The organism is Nocardiopsis coralli (genome assembly GCF_014892575.1).
GTDB lineage: Bacteria > Actinomycetota > Actinomycetes > Streptosporangiales > Streptosporangiaceae > Nocardiopsis > Nocardiopsis coralli.
This window is the reverse complement of record NZ_JADBGI010000058.1, coordinates 1-1,027: the sequence shown is the minus strand read 5'-3', so window position 1 is coordinate 1,027 and position 1,027 is coordinate 1. Positions and strand designations below refer to the sequence as shown.

General features: G+C 78.1%; 1 pseudogene. It reads right to left on the bottom strand.

The window, feature by feature from the left end:
* Positions 1 to 270, bottom strand: a pseudogene (locus IDM40_RS27745) (hypothetical protein); the annotation flags it as partial.
* Between the last annotated feature and the right edge of the window lie 757 nt (positions 271 to 1,027).

The window sequence follows — 1,027 nt, the reverse complement described above, 5'->3', positions numbered from 1 at the left end:
GCCACCGCCGCCGGGGTCGGGGCCAGACCCGGCGCCCGAACCGGGGCCCGAACCGGGGCCCGACCCGGGGGCCGAACCGGGGCACGAGCCGGGCGGCGCCCCGGTCGCCCCGGATGCCCCGGCCGCGCCTGCGGCCTCGGGGCCAGTTGCCCCGGTTGCGCCTGCGGCGCCGACGCCGTCGGCGCCGTTGGCGCCGTTGGCGTCGGCGGTGTCGGTCTCGTTCTGGTCCTTGAAGGCGAAGCCGAAGCCCAGCAGTGCCGACAGGGGCACGGTGATGTTGATGACCGCCTTGGTNCGCCACCGCCGCCGGGGTCGGGGCCAGACCCGGCGCCCGAACCGGGGCCCGAACCGGGGCCCGACCCGGGGGCCGAACCGGGGCACGAGCCGGGCGGCGCCCCGGTCGCCCCGGATGCCCCGGCCGCGCCTGCGGCCTCGGGGCCAGTTGCCCCGGTTGCGCCTGCGGCGCCGACGCCGTCGGCGCCGTTGGCGCCGTTGGCGTCGGCGGTGTCGGTCTCGTTCTGGTCCTTGAAGGCGAAGCCGAAGCCCAGCAGTGCCGACAGGGGCACGGTGATGTTGATGACCGCCTTGGTGCCGGGCGGCTGCGAGCAGCCCCCGCCCGAGGTGGAGCCGTCATCGGGGGTGCCGTCCGCGCCGCCGGAGGCGGAGCCGCCGGAGGCGGAGCCGCCGGAGGCGGAGCCGCCGGGGCCGTGGCCGTCGGCGTCGCCGACAGAGTCGGCGTCAGTCTCGGTGCCGTCCGCGCCGCCACCACCTCCGGCACCGGCAGCAGCGCCAGCCCCGGAGGTGTTGGTGTGGGTGTGGCCGTGGTGGCCGTGGGCGAAGCCCATCGCGCTGATGAGCGCGTCGTAGGTACGCCCGTAGCGCGAGGTCACCGCCTCGCCCGGGGGGATGAAGTCGATGTCGGAGCCACCCGCGCCACCGGGGCCGCCGGAGGCAGCGGTGCCGTCGGCGCCCGCGCCGGTGTCGGGGGTCTTCTCGGTGGTGCCGTAGGGGGCCGTGAACGAGGCCA